The sequence below is a fragment of the Brachyspira pilosicoli genome (assembly GCF_019402445.1).
GTDB classification, from domain to species: Bacteria; Spirochaetota; Brachyspiria; order Brachyspirales; family Brachyspiraceae; genus Brachyspira; species Brachyspira pilosicoli_B.
Genome location: NZ_SRZM01000066.1, coordinates 1 through 317 on the forward strand (window position 1 = coordinate 1; position 317 = coordinate 317).

Consider the following 317-nt stretch of genomic DNA (forward strand, 5'->3'; position numbering starts at 1 on the left):
TTTCTCAGTTTATAAACTGTCTTGGTGCTAATAATTGCATACAATTAGATAATGGTAAATTATTTACTTGTTCTATATCTGCTTATATTAACTATTTTAATAACTATTTTAATAAAAATATACCTATTACTGAATATGACTATATTGATATATATAAAGTTAATAATTATAATGAAATTTTATTTTTTCTATCTAAACCTATACCATTATGTAAATATTGTAATAATATTAATTGGAAAACAATTGGTGAATGGAAAATATCTACTAAATCTATAGATGAATATATAACCAGACCAGACCAGACCAGACCAGACCAG

Annotated in this window: 1 pseudogene; it reads left to right on the forward strand. The window is 22.7% G+C overall.

The features are described 5' to 3' along the window. A pseudogene (locus tag E6A48_RS02755) lies at positions 1 to 317 on the forward strand (radical SAM protein); the annotation flags it as partial.